This is a genomic window from Marinobacter sp. (assembly GCF_048269445.1).
In the GTDB taxonomy this organism is placed as follows: domain Bacteria; phylum Pseudomonadota; class Gammaproteobacteria; order Pseudomonadales; family Oleiphilaceae; genus Marinobacter.
In genome coordinates, this window is record NZ_JBLXIQ010000005.1 from 305,233 (window position 1) to 324,451 (window position 19,219).

A 19,219-nucleotide genomic window follows, 5' to 3' on the forward strand; every position below is an offset into this window, starting at 1 on the left:
TATAACCAGTATAGGGCTGAATAGTTACTTACGTGTAATTTTTTGTAACGCCGCTAGCCCGTGCCTTCTATGGAGCCGGCGGGGCTTGTCTGGCACAATGCGGGGTTCGGTTTTTACTTACCATCACCATTCTTCCAGGGACGTTCGGGTTTGAGTCACGAGCAATCGCACCTTCTGCTACCTGCGGATTCGGCCTGGCTGGCTCTGGAGCGCCCGGAAAACCCCATGACCATCACCGTGATGCTGCGGGCTGATGGTCTGACTGCGCCGCGCTTCCGGGATTTTCTCAGGGTTTACTGGATGGCTTGGGAGCGTTTCCGTTACATGCCGGTGAAGCGGTCACCAGCATGGTGGTGGGAGCCGGACCCGATGTTTGATACCCGCCATCATCTTGACGTGGTGGTAGACTGCTTTACGCCGGCGACGCTCCAGGAATGGGTGTCGGCCCGGCTGAATCAGCCTCTGCCCATGTACCGCCCGCTTTGGAAATTCTGGCTGGCCCCGAATGCTCAGGGCGGCGCCGTGCTGTTGCTGCGCATTCACCATTGCTATGCCGATGGCCTGTCCCTGTTGGGTATCTTTGATCGTCTGTGTCCGCCATCTCCTCAGCAGCACCCTGCTATTTACGGCGCTCCTGAAACCGCCGAATTGGTACGCTGGACATCTGCGGCAAAGGCCTGGTTTGGACAGTTGATGGCAACGGACCCGTCTTCGGAGAGGGCCAGCGGCGGTCCAGGGCCGGGCGATACCAGCGGGAACCAATGGCAGGACGCAGGCCGGTTGCTGGAGCGGGTGGCCCAGAAGAGCCTGAAGCTGATGCACGAATTCTCGGAATTCCTGGCTCAGCCGGAAGATACTGCGACGGATCTGAGGCGTCCGCTTCTGGGGCGTCGGCACTGTCGCTGGTCTGATCCGGTTCCGCTGGCACGTTTCCGGGCCATAGCCAGAGCCACCAACGCCACCATCAATGACGTGTTGCTCAGCTGTGTGGCAGCGGCGATCCGGACTCGTCTGGGTATTGAAGGCGAAGATCTGGACGAGGCTATTCTCCACGCTGCAGTACCTGTCGATATTCGCAGCCGGCTACCTGAAGAATTACAGCCGGCGCCGGGCGCGCTGGGAAATTATTTCGGAACGGTGTTTGTGCCTTTGCCGGTGGATGGCGAAAGCCCTTTGGAGCGCCTCTACCGAATCAAGCATGAAACCCGCAGGCTCAAGAAAGGCTGGCAACCCGGCATTGCCTGGGGGCTGGCGGCCAGTGCCACGGTTATTCCCGAACCCTGGCGGGAGCCGGTTGTCGACGTGTTCTATCGCAAGGCCAGTGCGGTGGTTTCCAATGTGCCCGGTACCGCCGAGGCCCGTTACATTGCCGGTTGCCGGATATCCGAGCAGATGTTCTGGGTACCCCAGGCCGGGGATATCGGTCTGGGTATCAGTATTGTCAGCTACGCTGGCCAGGTGCAGTTCGGCGTGGTCGCCGATGAAGCCGTCATGGCAGACCCCGAGGATTTCCTGAACGATTGCCTGCAGGAGCTGGCACAGTTTCCTGGTGGCCCTTCCGGGGGTTTTTCTGACGGGGTTACTGACAAGTACTAATCCCAAAGTTTCATTTCCAATGCCTCCCAAATAAGCAGAAAACCTGCTCCCTAGGCGGATTCCCCCCCTCTCCGGCATAACCGACCATGGAATTCAGGCGACAGACCGTGCCTGGAGTTACCGGATAAACCGGAACTCCGATCCCAGATTTCCAAAAACAACCGGGGGAACTATGAAAAACAACAACTTCAGAAAGTCAGGGTTAGCAATTGCCATGGCAGCGGCCATGGGTGCCAGCGCCGGCGCCAACGCAGCCGTTGAACTGTATAACCAGGATGGCACCAGCTTTTCCGTTGACGGTTACTTCAACGCTTTCTACGTAAATCGTGACGACAAACTGAACGATATTGGCGATTCACGCATCAAGATGGGCTTTCTGCCGAACACCATCGGCTTCAACTTCAGTAAGGAAATGGGTGATCTGACCCTCGGCGGACGTTCTTCTTTCTGGACCACCATCAATGACAGCCTGGATTCACCCACAGATACCGCCATCGATGTTCGGCAGTTTTACGCCACGGTGAACGGTGATTTCGGCCAGGTATTGATCGGTAAGGATTTCGGCCTGTACGCCCGTTCCAATATTTTCCTCGATGAGATCCTGATGGGGTTCGGTTCCCCGGGTGTGGCGGGCGGTGTGTCATTCGGCAACATTCGCGCCGGCTATCCGTACCCGACGCCCTCCGCCCAGATAACCTACCGCTCGCCTGATATGAGTGGACTCAAGGTGGCTGCAGGTGCGCTGGATCCGGCCGATACGGTCACCGGCGCCAATGACGAAAACTCCGCGCCCCGCTTTGAGTCCGAGGTAACCTACAACGCCAATCTCAATGACGTGGCGCTGACTGGTTGGGTGAACGGTCGCTACCAGTCTGCCGAAAATGGTAGCACCACCGTTGATAGCACCGGCCTCGGTTATGGTGTGAAGGCGTCGGTTGCCGGGCTCACCCTGGCGGCTTCTGGCTTCACCTCCAAAGGCGATAACCCCGTTCTGATTGGTAACGGTGCCGTGACTGAAGACGATGCCGACGGCTTCCTGATCCAGGGGTCCTATGCCTTTGGTGCCAACCGCGTTGTGCTGTCGTACGGTGAAACCGATGCGGAAATCCTGAATCTGGAAACGGAAAGCACCACCATAGGTTTCTTCCATGACGTAAACAGCAACTTCAAGCTGGTTGCCGAGTACAACATGTACGAAGATCGCAACCGCACCACAGGGGCAACCACCACCGAGGCAGACACCATCGCTCTTGGCGCCATCGTTATGTTCTAAGCCGTTACCTGAGCCGGAATGGGCAGGAGAGCCCGTCCCGGCTCCGGGTTGTCTAGGACTAAAGTGCTGGTTTTCCTTTCTGGAAACCGGCAGCGCCGCCAGGCATTGATTCAGGAGGGTTTTTAATCAATGGCTTACGATCATTTTGGCGCGCCCATTAAAAGCACTGAAGTCGCATTGGCTGCGTTTACGGATGCCGTAGAATCGGTGGAAAGTCATCCGTTTTCGAGATACGCGTTTATGAAGCCAGCGACGACCCTGCCTGCGGTCCGGGTGGCGAGTTCCAGTGTTCGCGATCCGATACTGGCCGCCACCAATCTTGCCAGTCAGCTTAGTCACGAGCACCTGGATTGTGTGCTGTTCTTCTGTTCCGCGGAATACGATCTTGGCCGTCTCGGCAGTGCCCTTGAGCATGCCTTCCAGGGTGTACGTGTGTGCGGTTGTACGTCCGCCGGGGAGATAACGCCGGAGGGCTATGGACGCGGGTGTATTACCGCCATTGGTTTCGACAGTCGCTACTTTGCCATCGACTGTGCGCTGATTCGGGAGCTGGATCGGTTTACCCTGCAGGACGCTCAAGGTGTGATCGACGGGCTTTTATCCACCTGTCGAGACGCGAAGCTGGCGCCGGTCAAGGGAAACACCTTTGCGATAACCCTTCTCGACGGCCTTTCCAGCCGTGAAGAACTGGTTCTGGCCACGCTCAATGCAGCGTTGGGCACCATTCCCCAGTTTGGCGGCTCTGCCGGTGACGATGAGCGCCTGGCCAACACCCATGTATTTTATGACGGCCAGTTCCATACCGGTGCGGCCACCGTTTTGCTGGTCAATACGCCTCTGGATTTCCGGGTGTTTTCCACTCACCACATGGTTGAACGCCGCGAAAAGCTGGTGGTGACTGATGCTTGTCCGGAAAGCCGAACCGTCTACGAGCTCAACGCCGAGCCTGCCGCCGATGCCTATGCTCGTGCCGTGGGTGTGGATGTCGATGCCCTGGATCGCAAGATCTTCGCCCTCCGACCGATGGGGGTGAAGATCGGCGGGCATTACTTCGTGCGCTCGGTGCAGAGGGTGAATCCGGACAAGAGCCTGACCTTTTACTGTGCGGTGGAAACCGGAATCGTGATGACCGCGATGGAGCCGGAATCCTTGCTGCACAGCGTGCGCACCCAGATTGAAGCCGCCGAGCGGGTGGTGGGACCGCCGCTGGTGACCATCGGCTGCGATTGCTTCCTGCGCCGACTTGAAGCGGAGTTGACCGGGGAATTGGAAGCCGTCTCGGAATTCCTGCGCCATCATAAGGTGATCGGCTTCAATACCTACGGCGAGCAGTTTGACGGCATGCACATCAACCAGACATTTACGGGGGTGGTCATTGGCCAGCCTGATGTCCGTTCCGGACAAGACTGATATCCCGGCGGAGGATGACCGGGACCGGCGCATTGCTGAGCTTGAGGTCGAGAATGAACGCCTCAAACGAATCCGGGATGCCCTGATTGTCCGGGTTGAATCCGGATCCGCCCACAAGCCGGAACCCTATGCCGCCTTCGAACATTCGGTGGTTCTGGCAGAGCAGGTGCGTGAGCGCACCGAGGCCCTGAATCAGGCCATGGAAGAGCTTAAGGGCAGCAACAAGGCACTGAACCGTGCCCGGGAAGAAGCCGAAACCACCCGCCAACGCCTCAGCGATGCCATCGAAAGCATCGCCGACGGTTTTGTCCTGTTTGACAATCAGCACCACCTGATCCAGAGCAACAGCCGGTTCCGAAGCTACTGGCGCCAGGCGGGTGTCGAGGTGCCTGAGGCGGGCACAAGCATTAATGAGGTCAGGGAGCAGGCCGTCACCTCCGGGCTGATTGTCGAGGAGCACAGTCATCCGGACTCGGAAGGTGTGGTTTTTCTGCTGTCCAACGGGCGCTGGGTTCAGATGACCGAGAGACTCACCAGGGAAGGGGGGCTGGTGGTTCTGTACTCCGACATCACCGACGTCAAGAACAGTGAAATGGCGCGGCGGATCAAGGCGCTGGAGGAAAGCGAGCGCTGGATCCGGGTAGTTACCGACCATGTACCAGCACTGATCGCCTACGTCGGCGCCGACATGACTATCCAGTTCTGCAACAAGGTCTATGAGGCCTGGTACTGCCGAATGGGTGAGTCGCCCCTGGGCAAGCGCCTGGATCATGTGCATACGCCAGAGTTCTATCAGCGCCTTCTGCCCCAGATTCGGGAGGTTATGGATGGCCACAACGTGACCTTTGAATTTGAGGAAGCCGGGGAGCAGGGCGAGGTACGTTACATGCTCCGCTCCTATGTGCCCAATTTCGACGAGCAGGGGGACATCATCGGCTTCTTCGTGCTGATTCGCGATATTACCGACCGCCGTAAGACCGCGCTGGCCCTGGAGCAGGCCTACGACAACCTGGAGCGCCGGGTGAAAGAGCGTACCTCCGCACTCACCGGCCTGAACAGCCAACTGCGCCAGGAAATCACCGAAAGGGCAGCCGTGGAGGCCCGGCTCCGGGATGCCAAGCTGGAAGCGGAGCGGGCCAACCTTTCCAAAACCAAGTTCCTGGCTGCGGTCAGCCATGACCTTTTGCAACCCCTGAATGCTGCGCGGCTGTTCACCAGTGCGCTGCTGGAGCAATCGTTCGGGCCCAAAGCTGAGGGCCTGGTTCGTTCGGTGAGTACCTCACTGGATGATGTGGAGAATCTTCTGGGCACTTTGGTAGATATCTCCAAACTGGATGCCGGCGTCATCAAGCCGGACGTGACCGCTTTTGATCTGCGGGATCTGCTCAACAATATTGCCCGGGAGTTCCGGCAAATGGCTATGGCCGAAGGCCTGAGGCTGGATTTTGTTGCCAGCTCAGCCACCGTGGAATCGGATTCCCAGCTGCTGGCCCGGATTCTCAGGAATTTTCTGACCAATGCCATTCGCTATACTGGCAGTGGCCGGATTCTGCTGGGCTGCCGCCGGCGCCGGGATCATATCCTGTTGCAGGTATGGGATACCGGCCCGGGTATCCCGGAAGACAAGCTCACCGAGATATTCCAGGAGTTCAAGCGTATTCGGCCCGCCGGCTCACAGCCGGATAAAGGGCTCGGTCTGGGTCTGGCTATCGTCGACAAGATCTCCCGGATGCTCGGCCACGAGGTGACGGTATCGTCCATCGAAGGCAAGGGTTCAGTGTTCAGCGTCAAGGTTCCCCTTGGCCGGCTGCAGCCCAGTCAACCGGAGCCGGATCAGAACCACACGGTGTCCTTTGACAGTGGTCTGGGTGGGGCGCGGATCTGGGTGATCGACAATGACCAGTTCATCTGCCGAGGCATGCAAACCCTGCTGGAAGGCTGGGGTTGCCGGGTGGTGACAGCGGTGTCGCTGGAAGACCTGGAGCGCCAGCTTGATCCGGCCAAGGCCAGGGTGGACCTGATTCTGGCGGACTATCATCTGGATAATGATGAAAACGGCGTGGATGTGGTGGCGGAGATCAACGGCCGTCGTCGGTGCCCGGCGCCGGTAGTGATGATTACGGCGAACTACACCAATGAACTCAAGCAGCGTATTCGTGAGCTGGGTCACCTGCTGATGAACAAGCCGGTGAAGCCCCTGAAGTTGCGCAGTGCGCTGAGTCATCTGCTTAGAAGCTGAGGTTACTGGGGGATGTCGGATTAGCCAAGGGCGTAATCCGACAAACAAGCTCTTGGAAAGAGCATTACCGCTTCAGATACTGACTGAAATCCACGTCACTGGCCGAAAGAATTGCCTGCACCCGGTTATGCACCCCAAGCTTGCGCAGGATGGCGGAGACATGGGCCTTCACCGTGGTCTCGGCGATGTTCAGGTTGTAGGCAATCTGTTTGTTGGATTCACCTTTGGACATGCGCTCCAGTACCAGTAACTGCCGGCGGGTGAGGGAGTTCAGCAGTTCCGGGGCGATCGGGTTGTCTTCATGCCGGCTGCGGCGGTTGTTACTTTCCTTGCCGGTGCGGATGATGTCGGAGGGCAGGTACACATTGCCGTTCAGGATTTGCTGAATGGCTTCCGTCATCTGGGCCCGGGGCGAGGATTTGGTAATGAAGCCGCAGGCGCCGTAGGTTATGGCCTGCAACACCACCTGTTTGTCTTCTTCCGCGGAAACAATCACCACCGGAATGGTGGGTGCTTCATTACGCAGTGTAATCAGGCCGGTCAGACCGTGCATGCCGGGCATGTTCAGATCCAGCAGGATCAGGTCCAGATCGTCGTTTTGGCGGGTGATTTCCAGGGCACTGTCAAGGTCAGCGGTTTCGATTATCTCGCTGCCCGCAAAACCGGAAGCGATTACGCTGCTGATGGCTTCCCGGAAGAGCGGGTGGTCGTCGGCAATCAGAATCTTGTAAGCCGGCTCCATGGGTGTTTCAACCTGTTTGTTGTCATTGTCGGGGTTGGCTTCCGAATCATGATAACGGTTTTCGGGAGAGAGTGCGGCATCAAGCTCGTCCAACATGGCGGCCTCCTGTGCAGGGAATCGACGGAGTCGCTGCCGATCCTCTGGTTATTATTGTGATGATTTCATTACACGCGATCTTGCTTCCGGGTTGAATGCGACCATCGCACCAAAAAACAGGCACCAAAGTACTATTCTTGCCCGGCTGCCGGGTTCGTATCGTGAAGGGATGAATCAACAGCCAATAATAAAGCCAGTTTTTCAATGCGTTCTGCCTGCGCCCCGTTTTGTCCATGTGGTCGTTGCCGCACTATTGCTGCTGTCCGTGCTGGTCAGTCCCGCTCATGGCAGAACCGGCAACTCCGAAGAGCTCCCAGTGCTGTCCATCAGCGTGCTACAGTTTGGCACCGCTCACTGGGAGCTGGATCATATCCTGCACCGGGGGCTGGACCGTGAGCACGGCTACCGACTCAAGCTGAAACTCGTCGCCAACCTCCCGGCGTCGCGCCTCGCGGTCACCAGCGGATCGGTGAACGGAGCGGTTGCAGACCTGCTTTGGGCGCAGTCCCGATTTCAGGCCGGCACGCCCTACCTGTATGTGCCGTTCTCGTCCCAGGTCGGTGATATTGTGGTGGCCGAGGACTCCGGTATCGGCTCTGTGGCGGATCTGGCCGGCAAGCGCATTGGCGTGGCCGGCGGGCCCGACAGCAAGGGCTGGATATTGCTGCAGAAGGTTGCGGCCCGAAAGGGAATCAACCTGGCGGATTCCGCCGAGGTCCAGTTCGCTGCGCCACCGCTTCTGAGCCAGGCCCTGAAGCGTGGCCAGGTGGATGTGATCGTCACCTACTGGCATTTTGCGGCTCGCCTGAGGGGAGAGGGCGGCTGGCGTTCCGCGTTCGGTATGTCCGACTTGCTCACCGCCATGGATCTGGACCATAGCCTGCCCATGCTTGGTTATGTCTTTTCGGCGGACTGGGCGGATAACCATGGTCCGCTGATGCGTCGCTTTGCCGCATCTCTGCGACAGGCAAAAGTGGATCTGGTGAACGAAGAATCCCACTGGCGGCGGTTACGGCCCTTGATGGGAAGTCCTGAAGCAGCCGTGTTCCAGGCATTGCGGCAAGGTTTCGTTGCCGGCATACCCGCGCCGGTCACGGATAAACGCATTGCCGATCTGCACCGGTTGCTGACACTGGCAGGGGCCGCCCCGGACAACCTGATGCCGGCGAAGCTGTTCTACCGGAGACAACCGTGAACACCGGCTCCGGCCGCCCGCCGGCCTGGAGTTACTGGGTGGTTCTGCCGGCGTTTGTCCTGCTTTGGACATTGATTGCCTGGTTTATTGAGTCGCCACTTCTGCCCACACCCCTGACCGTGCTGGATACTCTGCTCCGGGAGTCCGCCTCCGGCGAACTCTGGCACCACCTGGGTGCCACCCTCGGGCGGGTTGTTGTGGCTTTTGTTCTTGCCATGTTTCTCGGTACCGCCATTGGCATCGTTATGGGCCGTTCGCGAACTACCAACGCCCTGTTCGATCCATTGCTGGTGCTGATGCTCAACCTGCCGGCACTGGTTACCATCATCCTGATGTACGTCTGGTTCGGCCTGGTGGAAGTGGCCGCCGTGATGGCAGTGGTTATCAACAAGGTCCCCAGCGTCGCCGTCACCGTCCGGGAAGGGGCCCGCAGTCTGGATTATCGCCTTGAAGAAATGGCCACTGTCTACGCCTTCACCCCCTGGCAGCGATTCCGCGAAGTCTGGGTGCCGCAGCTGTTTCCTTACCTCATGGCTGCCACCCGCGGTGGCCTGGCCCTGATCTGGAAAATCGTCCTGGTGGTCGAACTACTCGGCCGCTCCAGCGGCGTTGGCTTCCAGCTGCACATGGCCTTCCAGGTCTTCGATGTGGCTGCCATTCTCGCGTACAGCCTGGCATTCATCGCCGTGGTGCAACTCATCGAACTGGCCATCCTCCAGCCCCTTGAGCGCCGCTCCAGCCGCTGGCGCCGGCCGGAGGCCGCCCATGCTTGAGCTCAGAATCGCCGGCCGCGATTTCGGCCAGCCTGTGCTCGGAGAAGTCTTCGCCACCATCGAACGGGGTGATCGCATCTGCCTGTTGGGCCCTTCCGGCATCGGCAAAACCACGTTGTTGAATTCCATTGCCGGCCTCGACCCAACGGTGCCAGACGACGCAATTATCGGACGCGACAAACTCAGAGTCGGTTACCTGTTTCAGGAACACCGCTTACTGCCTTGGCGGACCCTCAATGCCAACCTCCGTCTGGTCGGTGCCAGCGAGCGGGAGGCCGAAAATCTGCTTGGCCAGGTTGGCCTTCCCGGTTACGGCCACTACTTGCCGGACCAGCTTTCTCTTGGAATGGCCCGAAGGGCTGCCTTGGCACGTTGCCTGGCGGTGAAGCCGGACTTGCTGTTGTTGGACGAGCCTTTTGCATCGCTGGATCCGGTGATGGCCGGCGGGCTGAAAAAACTGATATCCGACATCCTGGATGCCAATCCGGGCATGGCCATGATTTGTGTTACCCACGATGGCGCCGATGCAGAGTTCCTGGCGAACCGTCTCTGGTACCTGGATGGCCGTCCGGCGAGGTTGCAGTGGGATGATGTGGTTGGTGAGCCGGGGTTGATTGACGAGCTTTTGGGCAGGCTTCGCAGCCTGGATTTGGCCGGTCCCTGACCCCTCTTTCAGGGCCCGCTACCACCGGATCACGCAGGCGTGGTGGTCCCCAGTATCTTCGTCCGCTGAGGCCGAAATCCCGCCGTGGCAAGCATCACCAGAACCACGGTTACCCCCGCAGTAATGCCATAGGCTACAGGGTTCCACTCCAGATACAGGGAGAAGCGGATCGCCTCCACCGCATGGGTGAACGGATTGAACTGACACACCCAGTACAACCATGGACTCGCTTCGTTCATTTTCCATAATGGATACAGCGCTGAGGACATAAAGAACAGCGGAAAAATGACAAAGTTCATCACCCCGGCAAAGTTCTCAAGCTGCTTGATCCAGGTGGCGATCAGCAACCCCATTGCCCCCAACATAAGACTGGCCAGCACCAGCGCCGGAAATACCGCGAGATAACCCCACAGTGGAGGCTCCACATCCACCAGCAGTGCCAGTAACAGGAACACATACACCTGCCCAACCGACACCACTCCCATCGCCAGCAGCTTGGTCACCAGCAAAAAAGGCCGGGGCAGCGGGCTCATCAGTAACACCCGCATGCTCCCCAGCTCCCGGTCGTACACCATGGAAAGCGCCCCCTGCATACTGTTGAACAGGACGATCATCCCGCACAGCCCCGGGGCAATATAGGTCTCATAAGTGATGTAGGTCTGGTAGGGCGGGATGATGGAAATGCCCAGAACCGCCCGGAAACCGGCGGCGAACACCACCAGCCAGAGCAGTGGTCGTACCAGGGCGCTGGCGAACCGGGTCCGTTGTTGCCAGAAGCGAAGCCATTCCCGGGTCTGGATACCCACAAAACAGTGCCAGTAATGAGCGGGTTTCATATCATCCGGCTCCGGTCAGGGAATGGAAGGTTTCAGCCAGGTCGCGGGTGCCTTCGGCCTGGCAGATGTCATGGCCCGAGCCGTCTGCCAGCAGCTTTCCTTCATGCAGGATTAACACCCTGTCTTCCTGACGCACCTCCTCGATGAGGTGCGTGGCCCAGAGCACGGTCAGACCGTCAGACTCACAAAGTATGCGCACATAATCGTTCAGCCCCCTGCGGCTGGCGACATCCAGGCCTACGGTCGGTTCATCCAGCAACAGCAGCGAAGGTTCATGGAGCAGCGCCCGGGCAATTTCCACCCGCCGGCGGTGGCCACCATTGAGCTGGCGGACCGCCTCATTGGCCCTGTCCAGTAACCCGAAACGTTCAAGCTCCCGATCGCCACGTGCGCGGGCTTCCTTGCGGGACAGCCCGTGTAGTGCGGCGTGATACTGGAGGTTCTGGCGTACTGTCAGGTCCAGATCCAGCGCATTCTGCTGGAATACCACACCAATCTTGCGCATGGCCTCGGCCGGCTGCTTTTTCAGGGACTGGCCCGCCAGCAGGATATCCCCCTGCTGCAACGCTAATAGTCGGGTCAAAAGACCGAACAGGGTGGATTTGCCAGCGCCGTTGGGCCCGAGCAGAGCGTGGAAATGGCCAGGGGTCAGCGCGAAGCTGACCTCCTTGAGCACAGGCTTGCCGCCGTAGCGAAAGCTGAGGTTGCGGGCTTCTATGGTCATAAAGCAGTCATGAAGTCGGATCGATAACCACGCCCCAGGGGTAGCGGCCTACCTTGATGGATTTGATCACCTTCAGGTCCTCCACATCAATCACCGAGACATCACCGGACACACCATTGGTGGTATAGAGGTGCTTCTCGTCCTTGTCCAGCTCCAGCTGCCAGACACGGGCACCGACCAGCAGGTAATCCAGCACCTTATAGGTCCTGGCGTCCACTACGGCCACATGGTTGGAGGGACCGAGGGCCACGAAGGCGTATTTGCCATCGGAGGTCAACTCGATACCGACCGGCTGCACCCGGTCCTGGTTGACCCCGGGCACCCTGAAGGATAGCTCATGGATCTGCTTCAGGTTATCCACATCAATGATGTGCACGGTGCCGCCGATTTCCGCCGAGGCCCAAGCAATCTTGCTGTCCTTGCTGAACTCCACGTGGCGCGGGCGCTGGCCGACCACAATGTTCTTCTCGATCTTGAACGTCTCGGTGTTGATCCAGTGCAGCATGCTGGTGGTTTCGGAGGTGTTGACCGCCCACTTCCCGTCCGGACTCACGGCCATGCCCTCAGGCTCAATGCCGACATCGATCTGGGCGAGAACGTCCTTGGTGGTCACGTCCACCACCGTCACGATGGCGTCGTCTTCGTTGGCAATGTACAGGTGTGTGTTGTTCGGGTGCAGAGAAAATTGCTCGGGGTCCTCACCGGAGGGCAGGGTATCGACGATCGTGCGGGTGGCGAGGTCGAGGACCTGCACGGTGTCGTCGTCGCTGGCACAGATGTACAGCTTGGTGTAGTCCCTGGAAAGGAGGATGCCCCGGGGGCGGGCGCCAACATCAATGGTATCAACCACTTCCTGGGTCTCAGTATCGATGATTGAAAGTGTGTTGTCTTTCTCGTTGGACACGTAGGCCAGGCTGGCCAGTGCCGGGGTCGAGAGGCCGATCATGGCGCCCAGGACGGCCTGTTTGAACAGCGGTTTCATGGTGTAATTCCTCTTTGTTTTCAAAGGGGTGCGGCCAAGGCGTTCAACCGTTGATCCGGCAGTCACTCTCTGGCTTGTCGAAGCCGAGGGTGTCCATGGTGGTATTGGGGTGCAGGAAGCTCTCGAACGGCGCTCTTGCCACTAATCCATGCGGGTGCACCAGCGGGATCGGCTGGCGCAGCTGGCCGTTCCAATCGCGGTAGGTGAGCTTGCGGCCCTTGAATGCAGCCAGCTGGAAGTTGTCGCTGAACAGGACATTGCGGATATTGGCAGGGGCCGCGCTATCAATATCAGTTACGGCGGTGCCAATAGAGCGAACGGCGGTCCAGGCAGCGTAATCCTCGCTGTTCATGTCACGACCGGCCAGTTCCCGAAACCGGTTTTGCAACTGTGCCGCGCCCCAGCTTTCCACTACCCGGTGCCAGGCAACTGGTTCCATGCCCTGGGTGCCAACTACCGGCCTTGGTAACCAGGTGTTAAACGGCACGTATTCACCGAAATCACCGCGCGCATCGGCCACCACCACGGCATCATAGTCATCGGCCTGGGTAAACAGGGGTAATTCCTGGGAGGCGGTGCGGCGAAGATCGGCGTCAAAGGTCCAGGGCTTGTCCTCAACAATCTTGAGGCCAAAGCGCTTGGCCGAGCGCCGGAAGGCATTCGCCCAGCCTTGGTCAGCCTCGGTCGGCCCGGTAATCAGGAACACGTCCTTCCAGCGTCGCTGGCTGAGCCACTGGCCGAGGGCGTCGGTCAGCATGGAATAGCTGGGCATGGTGTGCAGCAGGTTGGTGTGGCACTGCCCGGTTCGCAGGTCGTCGTCCTTGGCGCCGGCGTTAAAGATCAGGGTGTTGTCGCCGGCCTTGTCCATCATGACTTTCAGTGTCTGGGCCGGCGCGTTCACGACAAATAGCTCGATGCCCTTCTGGCGCATGGCTTCAAAGGCGGCAACGGCCGCCTCCTCCGACTCTGCCACCTCACTCTGCAGCGAATAGGTCTGGTCCAGAAACTTACCGGTGGTGCTGTTATCACCGATGGCCAGCTCGGCACCGCGCAGGCCGGCGTCTTCCGGCTGGGGAATTACATTGGAAAGAACCGGGCCTCGGTCCGGAACCCACTGCAGATAGCCGATCCGCACGTCCAGAGATCCAGCCTGGAGTGGGGCTGCACCCACTGCTGTGCCAACCAGAGTGATCAGTGTTGCGCCCACTGTCCTGGATAGCCGGGGCAGCCGAGCAAGCCGAGCCAGAATCGACATTGGGTTCTCCGTTTGTTGTTGTGGTTTCAGCTTAGAGAAGGGCAAAAGCTCCGGGAATATTCAGAAAGTAGGAATCAGCCAGTACCAAAGGATGAGATTTCAGCTCCGGGACCTCCCATCTACTACCAAGGAACTAGGCCAAAACCCCCAAAGTGGCATTCGGATCGGGCGTCTGGATTCCTAGACTGGGCGATAGCAAGTTGGCACCTGATAAATCCAACAGCCAACCATAGGGAATCTAAAAAGCAGAGGTAGCACCAATGGCAACGTCCTTTTCACTCAAAGCAATTGTGACTTCAGCACTGCTGGGCCTGACCGGCTCCGTTTTTGCGCACGGCAACGTCACACCACAGGAAGTGGATACGGGCAATCTTCCAGAGCTTGGCGATGAGGTCCTTACCGAGAATCCGTTCCGCAAGGGCAACGAATACGGCGAGTTCAACGCCCAGGCGGTCGAGATCGGTGAGAGCGGCTACGCAGGTAACTGCGCCGGCTGCCATGGTATCCGGGCCATGTCTGGCGGTTTGACACCGGACCTGCGGGAACTGACGGAATGGGATGACGAGTACTACATCGGCCGTGTTCGCAATGGTACCGACCGGGGAATGCCGTCCTGGGAAAAGACCCTGGACCAGAACGCAATGTGGGCGATCCGTAGCTATGTGGAATCACTGCCCAAGCCGGAGTAATGCAGCAACCCGATACGGTTTTGCGCCTGAATCCGGGCCGGCCCTGTGCCGGCCTGACGTCGTTGGGAGAAAACAATGAAAATACTGCCTCGAATTCTTGCTCTGCTCCTGTTCACCCAGGTCGTCCTGGCCCAGGGGTTCGACGACGGAGACTCGCTCCTGAACCGACCCGCGGAAAGAACCTACGACATCATTCTTGAGTCCGGGTATCTGAAAGTGGGGTTGTACGAGAACTTTCCACCTTACTCCTATGAAATGGATGGTGAGCCCCGTGGAATTGATGTTGAACTCGGGCAGCGGATCGCCGAGGAAATGGGCGTGGATTTCGTCGTTCACTGGATCGTTCCCGACGAAAACCTGGGGGATGACCTACGTAACAACGTCTGGAAAGGTCATTACCTGGCCAAGCGCCGCTTGGCCGATGTCATGCTCCGTGTTCCCTACGACAAGCAATACGCCTACATGCAGGATTCCACCGGAGAGTACATCAACGAACAGGTGGTGCTGTTCGGTCCCTATCAGCAGGAAACCTGGCAAATAGCCTTTAACCCGGAAACGCTGGACTCGGTGGAAACCGTCGCTGTGTTCCAGTACCACCCGATTGGCGTGGAAATCGATACCCTGCCGGATTTCTACCTCTCGTCCGGACTGCGCGGGCGAATGCGTGAGCAGGTGCGGCACTACCCCAACGTGCGGCAGGCGTTCCAGGCCATGCGAGAGGGCGAGGTCAGTGCCGTGATGGGCATGCGGGCGGAAATCGATCATGAGCTGGCCAAGCCCGAAAACGCGGACTTCAAGGCTGCGGGTAATGGCTTCCCCGGCATCGGCAAACAGGTGTGGGATGTGGGGATGGCCATCAAGCACACCCATCGGCAGCTGGGATATGCCCTGGAAGCCATTGTCGACAAGCTGGTCAAGAGCGGCGAGCTGAATGCGCTGTTTGCCGGTCAGGAGCTGCGCTACAGCGTACCCGCCTACTACCGGGAATTTCTGGATGCGCAGGCCATTGCCCGGGCTGAAGGCGAACGTTGATCCCGCCACCCACCAACCCCGGCGGGCCCTGACGTTCAGGTAGTACGACCAAGTGATGAGAAAACCTGTTCCGGGGGGTAATTGTTGGTTTTCCCGCCAAGGCGAAGAATCTTACCAGAGGCGGGAAAAGTTCCCGGTTCGTCCGGAAACGGAAACAAGAGAACCGAAAACAAGAGAATTGGAGAGCGCAACCATGAGATCGAACAAGTTCGGGATTCACATTGCCGCCAGCACCCTGGCGTTGGCGGTGTCATACGGGGCCCATGCGGTCACCGACGAAGACATCATGAATGATCACAAAACGCCGGGCGATATTGTCAGTTACGGCATGGGTACCCAGGGTCAGCGCTTCAGCACCCTGGACAACCTGAATACCGGCAACATCCAGTACTTGCAGCCAGTATGGGCCTTCTCGTTCGGCAGCGAAAAAATGCGCGGCCAGGAATCGCAGCCGATGATCAAGGACGGCGTGATGTACGTAACCGCCTCCTATTCCCGTGTCTATGCCATTGATGCGATGACCGGCGAGGAAATCTGGCAATACGACGCCCGCCTGCCAGACGGCATCATGCCCTGCTGTGACGTGGTTAACCGGGGCGTTGCCCTCTACGACGACAAGGTCATTTTCGGTACCCTCGACGCCAAGCTGGTCGCCCTGAACAAAGACACCGGCAAGCCGATGTGGATCAAGAAGGTGGCGGATTATCAGGCCGGATACGCCATTACCGCAGCGCCCATCGTGGTTAAAGGCAAACTGATCACCGGTGTTTCCGGGGGTGAATTCGGTATTGTCGGCAAGGTGGAAGCCTATGACCCGAATACCGGTGATTTACTGTGGACCCGTCCCACCGTTGAAGGTCACATGGGCTATGTCTACAAGGATGGCAAGGCCATCGAGAACGGCATTTCCGGCGGCAAGGCCGGCGTCACCTGGCCCGGCGACATGTGGAAAAACGGCGGTGCGGCCACCTGGCTGGGCGGCACCTACGATCCGGACACCGACTCCCTGTTCTTCGGCACCGGAAACCCGGCGCCCTGGAACTCGCACCTGCGCCCGGGCGACAACCTGTTCTCGTCTTCCCGTCTGGCCATCGACCCGGACGATGGCAGCATCAAGTGGCACTTCCAGACGACGCCCCACGACGGCTGGGACTATGACGGTGTCAACGAGCTGATCTCCTTCGACTACCAGGAAAACGGCAAGACCGTGAAAGCGGCGGCAACCGCAGATCGTAACGGGTTCTTCTATGTGTTGAACCGTGAGAATGGTGACTTCATTCGTGGTTTCCCATTCGTGGACAAGATCACCTGGGCCACAGGCCTGGATCCGGAGACCGGTCGCCCGATCTACGCCGAGGGCGGTCGCCCGGGTGATCCCACCGTCACCGCAGGGACCAAAGGCAATCCCGTGCTCGCACAACCCGCGTTCCTGGGTGGCAAGAACTGGATGCCCATGGCCTACAGCCAGGACACTGGCCTGTTCTATGTGCCCTCCAACGAGTGGTCCATGGATATCTGGAACGAACCCGTGTCCTACAAGAAAGGCGCGGCCTTCCTCGGTGCCGGCTTCACCATCAAACCGGCTAACGATGACTACATCGGCGTTCTGCGCGCCATGGATCCGAAAACCGGAAAAGAAGTCTGGCGTTATGAGAATACTGCGCCGCTGTGGGGTGGTGTAATGACCACCGCTGGCAACCTCGTTTTCACCGGTACGCCGGAAGGCTACCTGAAGGCGTTTGATGCCAAGACCGGCGAGGAGCTGTACAAGTTCAACACCGGTTCCGGTGTGGTTGGCACCCCGGTTACCTGGATCATGGATGGCGAGCAGTATGTCTCCGTGGCCTCCGGCTGGGGTGGTGCGGTTCCACTCTGGGGCGGTGAAGTTGCCAAGGTGGTGAAGGAGTTCAACCAGGGCGGGATGGTCTGGACTTTCAAACTGCCGAAGGATCGTGTTGCCAGCAACTGATCCTTGAAAGCACCGGTGTTCTGCCGGTCTGAAAGGGGCTGCCTGCGGGCGGCCCCTTTCTGTTTCAGGCGCGCTTATTCGGGCGTTCAGGCCGCCTGATGCCGTGCGGTTTCCTGCCACAACCTCAGCAGCAGTTTGCCGTATAGCGGCGCGCCCCATCACGAGAACATGTACAACTACTACTCCGACGCCGAAATCGCCGAGCAGGGTATCGAGTACCTTCCCCGAAATCTGGGGGAAACGGTGGAGGCCTTCGAGGCGGACCCGCTGACGAAAGAAGTCTTCGGCGACGCTATGTTCAGCAGTTTTGTCGAGTACAAGAAAGGCGAGTGGGAGAGTTACCAGAACCACGTGTCGTCCTGGGAAATCGACCGTTACCTGAAAATGTTCTGAGCCCGGGAGCAGCAAGAAACGGATGGCAGCACCCGGTGGATCACGGCATAGTGTGGGCGAGTGGAGAGACGGATAAACAGGACCCGAACCATGCCCAGATCACAGCACCACCCGCTGCTATCGGTTTCCGGAAACACGAAGGCCGCAACCCCGGTTGCCGACCGGATGGTGGCCCTGGCCCGCTACATCGAGGCGCATCCCGATAAGCCACTCAGGCTGGCCGATCTCGCAGAGGTTGCCGGGCTGTCCGTCTCCCACCTCCAACGGTCGTTCAAGGACACCTTCGGAGTATCGCCCAAGGCCTATCAGGATGCCCTGCGGATGCGTGCTTTCAAACGGGCGCTGCGAACTGGACAGGCCGTTACAGACGCCATCTACGATGCCGGCTTTGGTTCGGTCAGCCGGGTATATGGTAAGCCGGAACGACAGGTCGGTATGTCTCCATCGAGCTACGGTAAAGGTGGAGATGGAGAGCTGGTTGCCTATGCCTGCCGAAAAACCGCCCTCGGCCTGTTAATGATGGCCGCCACGGATAATGGTGTGTGTTTCGCCGAATTCGGAGTAGATGAAGAGTCCCTGTGGGAACAACTGAGAAAGGAATTCCCGAAAGCCCGACTCGCCCCGTCCGGGGCCAGCGAATCTCCGGAACTGAATGCCTGGATGACCGCGCTGGATGACCACCTAAGCCAGAACCAGCCCAGCCCTGATGTGCCTCTGGATATCCGGGGCACAGCCTTCCAGACAAGGGTCTGGAAACTTCTGCTAAGCGTTCGTGAAGGCGAGGTGATCAGCTACACCGAACTGGCTCAGCGACTGGGTGAACCCAAAGCCGTGCGCGCCGTGGCCTCGGCCTGTGGCCGAAACCGCATTGCCGTTCTGATTCCCTGCCACCGGGTTTTGCGAAGCGATGGTTCCTTGGGTGGGTACCGCTGGGGCCTGGAACGAAAACAGCAATTACTTGATAAGGAGCGACCAGGGGCGGCCGAGTAACACCCCACCCTCGGCATCGCAGCGCCGGGCAAAGTCGGCGTTCTCGCTAAGGAATCCGTAACTTCTCGCTGCGTAACAGAGTTACGGCAGAGTCCATGCCAATTAATAACCGCTTGTTTCTTCTGAACTTTAAATATCGAGGCTGAAGACAGATGCTTCCTGGCGGGGCGAGCGCACAAATTATGTGCGTTGGCAAAAGTGTTTGCGCTGCAAACTCTTTTTGCCACGGTGTACCGGCTCGAAGGCAGTGCTGGCAAGACCCTTGTGCCATCTACTACCAAGGGAGGAGTCTTTCGCCTCCATCGCATCATTCAACTATCCGGGTTTGGCGTCTACATTGTATGGGTAAACGCGAAAGGCT

17 protein-coding genes are annotated in these 19,219 nt (G+C 58.8%); 12 read left to right on the top strand and 5 right to left on the bottom strand.

Features of this window, described 5'->3' with window-relative positions:
- Positions 1-150 precede the first annotated feature (150 nt).
- The 4 genes from ACN0XM_RS12955 to ACN0XM_RS12970 all read left to right on the top strand — a co-directional run bounded on the left by ACN0XM_RS12955 (position 151) and on the right by ACN0XM_RS12970 (position 6,518).
- Positions 151-1,596 (top strand): WS/DGAT domain-containing protein, encoded by a 1,446-nt coding sequence (locus ACN0XM_RS12955; protein ID WP_417567354.1) that lies wholly within the window; start codon positions 151-153, stop codon positions 1,594-1,596.
- A gap of 172 nt (positions 1,597-1,768) precedes the next feature.
- Positions 1,769-2,869 (top strand): porin, encoded by a 1,101-nt coding sequence (locus tag ACN0XM_RS12960; RefSeq protein WP_417567355.1) that lies wholly within the window; start codon positions 1,769-1,771, stop codon positions 2,867-2,869.
- Positions 2,870-3,109: 240 nt separating this feature from the next.
- Positions 3,110-4,279: a nitric oxide-sensing protein NosP gene (gene nosP, locus ACN0XM_RS12965; RefSeq protein ID WP_417567421.1), complete on the top strand. Its 1,170-nt coding sequence runs from the start codon at positions 3,110-3,112 to the stop codon at positions 4,277-4,279.
- A complete protein-coding gene (locus tag ACN0XM_RS12970; protein WP_417567422.1) occupies positions 4,257-6,518 on the top strand; it encodes a NahK/ErcS family hybrid sensor histidine kinase/response regulator in 2,262 nt (753 codons plus the stop codon). Before nosP ends, ACN0XM_RS12970 begins: the two co-directional genes overlap by 23 nt.
- 64 nt (positions 6,519-6,582) lie before the next feature.
- On the opposite strand, the gene ACN0XM_RS12975 is transcribed toward ACN0XM_RS12970, so the two are convergent.
- Positions 6,583-7,260, bottom strand: a complete 678-nt coding sequence (locus tag ACN0XM_RS12975) for a response regulator (protein ID WP_417567423.1) — start codon at positions 7,258-7,260, stop codon at positions 6,583-6,585.
- 412 nt (positions 7,261-7,672) lie between these two features.
- Here ACN0XM_RS12975 and ACN0XM_RS12980 point away from each other — a divergent pair, with 412 nt between their 5' ends.
- Genes ACN0XM_RS12980 through ACN0XM_RS12990 form a run of 3 tightly spaced genes read left to right on the top strand, consistent with a single transcriptional unit; the run spans position 7,673 to position 9,988 of the window.
- Positions 7,673-8,551 carry an ABC transporter substrate-binding protein gene (locus ACN0XM_RS12980; RefSeq protein ID WP_417567356.1) on the top strand — a complete coding sequence of 293 codons (879 nt, stop codon included), beginning with the start codon at positions 7,673-7,675 and terminating at the stop codon, positions 8,549-8,551.
- Positions 8,548-9,324, top strand: a complete 777-nt coding sequence (locus ACN0XM_RS12985; protein ID WP_417567357.1) for an ABC transporter permease — start codon at positions 8,548-8,550, stop codon at positions 9,322-9,324. The genes ACN0XM_RS12980 and ACN0XM_RS12985 overlap by 4 nt, the downstream gene beginning before the upstream one ends.
- Positions 9,317-9,988 (top strand): ATP-binding cassette domain-containing protein, encoded by a 672-nt coding sequence (locus ACN0XM_RS12990; protein WP_417567358.1) that lies wholly within the window; start codon positions 9,317-9,319, stop codon positions 9,986-9,988. Before ACN0XM_RS12985 ends, ACN0XM_RS12990 begins: the two co-directional genes overlap by 8 nt.
- 29 nt (positions 9,989-10,017) lie before the next feature.
- On the opposite strand, the gene ACN0XM_RS12995 is transcribed toward ACN0XM_RS12990, so the two are convergent.
- From ACN0XM_RS12995 to ACN0XM_RS13010, 4 genes are read right to left on the bottom strand one after another with little or no spacing between them, the layout of a single operon-like run.
- Complete coding sequence (locus tag ACN0XM_RS12995; RefSeq protein WP_417567359.1) at positions 10,018-10,824, bottom strand: ABC transporter permease; 807 nt, start codon at positions 10,822-10,824, stop codon at positions 10,018-10,020.
- Between the two features lies 1 nt (position 10,825).
- Positions 10,826-11,548: an ABC transporter ATP-binding protein gene (locus ACN0XM_RS13000; RefSeq protein ID WP_417567360.1), complete on the bottom strand. Its 723-nt coding sequence runs from the start codon at positions 11,546-11,548 to the stop codon at positions 10,826-10,828.
- Between the two features lie 7 nt (positions 11,549-11,555).
- Positions 11,556-12,530 carry a YVTN family beta-propeller repeat protein gene (locus ACN0XM_RS13005; RefSeq protein WP_417567361.1) on the bottom strand — a complete coding sequence of 325 codons (975 nt, stop codon included), beginning with the start codon at positions 12,528-12,530 and terminating at the stop codon, positions 11,556-11,558.
- Positions 12,531-12,573: 43 nt separating this feature from the next.
- Complete coding sequence (locus tag ACN0XM_RS13010; protein WP_417567362.1) at positions 12,574-13,785, bottom strand: ABC transporter substrate-binding protein; 1,212 nt, start codon at positions 13,783-13,785, stop codon at positions 12,574-12,576.
- 260 nt (positions 13,786-14,045) lie between these two features.
- Between ACN0XM_RS13010 and pedF the strand changes: the two genes are divergently transcribed.
- From pedF to ACN0XM_RS13035, 5 genes are all read left to right on the top strand, one after another.
- On the top strand, positions 14,046-14,474 hold the full coding sequence (gene pedF / locus ACN0XM_RS13015; RefSeq protein ID WP_417567363.1) for a cytochrome c-550 PedF: 429 nt from the start codon (positions 14,046-14,048) through the stop codon (positions 14,472-14,474).
- A gap of 75 nt (positions 14,475-14,549) precedes the next feature.
- Positions 14,550-15,506, top strand: a complete 957-nt coding sequence (locus ACN0XM_RS13020) for a substrate-binding periplasmic protein (protein WP_417567364.1) — start codon at positions 14,550-14,552, stop codon at positions 15,504-15,506.
- A 193-nt stretch (positions 15,507-15,699) separates the two neighbouring features.
- Complete coding sequence (locus ACN0XM_RS13025) at positions 15,700-17,475, top strand: PQQ-dependent methanol/ethanol family dehydrogenase (RefSeq protein ID WP_417567365.1); 1,776 nt, start codon at positions 15,700-15,702, stop codon at positions 17,473-17,475.
- A gap of 135 nt (positions 17,476-17,610) precedes the next feature.
- Positions 17,611-17,868, top strand: coding sequence for a hypothetical protein (locus ACN0XM_RS13030; protein ID WP_417567366.1), 258 nt, complete (start codon positions 17,611-17,613; stop codon positions 17,866-17,868).
- 90 nt (positions 17,869-17,958) lie between these two features.
- The gene (locus ACN0XM_RS13035) at positions 17,959-18,858 is read left to right on the top strand and encodes a bifunctional transcriptional activator/DNA repair enzyme AdaA (protein WP_417567367.1); all 900 of its coding nucleotides are present in this window, start codon (positions 17,959-17,961) and stop codon (positions 18,856-18,858) included.
- The last annotated feature ends 361 nt before the right edge of the window (positions 18,859-19,219 follow it).